2 protein-coding genes are annotated in these 1,404 nt (G+C 51.4%); both read right to left on the reverse strand.

What is annotated here, in order from left to right; all coding sequences use genetic code 11:
* Positions 1–1,017, reverse strand: a 1,017-nt coding sequence (locus ABJK56_RS08620) for a glycosyltransferase (protein WP_347244260.1), incomplete at its 3' end; no start/stop codon positions are given.
* A gap of 3 nt (positions 1,018–1,020) precedes the next feature.
* The coding region (locus ABJK56_RS08625; protein ID WP_347244261.1) for a hypothetical protein at positions 1,021–1,404 on the reverse strand (384 nt) is incomplete at its 5' end.

The raw sequence follows: 1,404 nt of genomic DNA on the forward strand, positions 1-1,404 counted from the left end.
CAGGACAACAGCGCCAAAAGTATCTGAAACAGTTGGAAGGACAAGCACATCCGCCTTACGGTACCACTCGGGCATGGAAGGGCGCGGTACGTTGCCGAGCACACGGGCAACTCTTTGCGTCCTCTGCAAAGCATACGGCGTTAAGTCCGTATAAGAACCTATCACAAATGCCTCAATCGACTTTCCTTTTAGCCGCTCTAGCGCCACTACCAGGTCTGGTAAACCTTTCCTTACAGGAGTATTTGCCACGAACAATACTGTGAAGGTTCGTCCGTTTGTCGCCCGTGATCGCTCCCCTACGAAAAACTTGGGATGGATACCAAAGGGTAGCATTTCAATTTTTTCGGTGGGAGCTCGCTCCGCGACAAGTGCGCGGCGACAGAATGTGGATGGGCATAATATCAAATCCGCAGCATGCCACTCTTGTCTCTGCCTCTCTGTATATTCCTCAACACCACTTTCAACACTCCGGGGCAAACACCATTCCGGATAAGCCGTTTCTTGTTCCCGAACCAACCTATCATCATAGGCGAGGGGTGGAATTCCCTGATCGAGCACGCGAAGGAGGCGTTTTCCTGACACCGCCTCGAATAATTCTTTGGCCACCGAGGAAAAACAGAAGACGGCATCGCAAGACGGAAGACCGTAACTAAGTACGCGAGTGCAAAACTCGCGCCCACCCCAGATATAAGCAAACGCTTTGGCCCCTTTTCTACTCGCGGCGGCTTTCCTCCAGTTATAGGCAAGAGCGAAAGTTGGAAAATGGACCACCTTTTCAAGCGGAAGTTCGCTGGCCTGACGTGCCTTCGCCCGTTTAAGAGCTTTCCATGGAATGACTGCAGAAACACTGCCACTTAATTTCGTGAAAAAACTTTTCGGTCCATACCAGTCAGTGAAGAACCGTTCCAGCATTCCCGCCTGCTGGAGGGCGATTGGGACGGCGTAATTCCGTCGCGCCCCAATCTGAACAACTGTCACACGAAGGGAAGGTTGGGACGATGGCAACGTTTCCGTCATGTTTTACAACGCCTTGTTTGTAATCACAGAAGGATGCAAAATACTTCGGTAGACCTGGCAAGAGATCCACGAGTTTCTTTCCCAAGCAACTGCCTCGAGATACCTGTCGATTTCAGATTTAATCTCACATCTTCGCAGGGCTAGCATATCCGCAAGGGCCTGTTGGAGCGAAGGAAGCGAATCCGGTTCGCACATGACGCCTACTTGAAACCGCGCCAATGTCTCTGCGATCGTGGGTGTAGCACTGACCAGAACGGGCCTGCGATGAGCAAGGGCAACATTCAAAACACCACTCTGAGAGGTGAACCGTCGGCTGTACGGGAGGATGACAAAATCACACAATTCTAAATAATTGGGCACTTCATCGTTGGGGATGTGCTCGAATCG

It is taken from the genome of Thermogutta sp. (assembly GCF_039793925.1).
Classification (GTDB): Bacteria; Planctomycetota; Planctomycetia; order Pirellulales; family Thermoguttaceae; genus Thermogutta.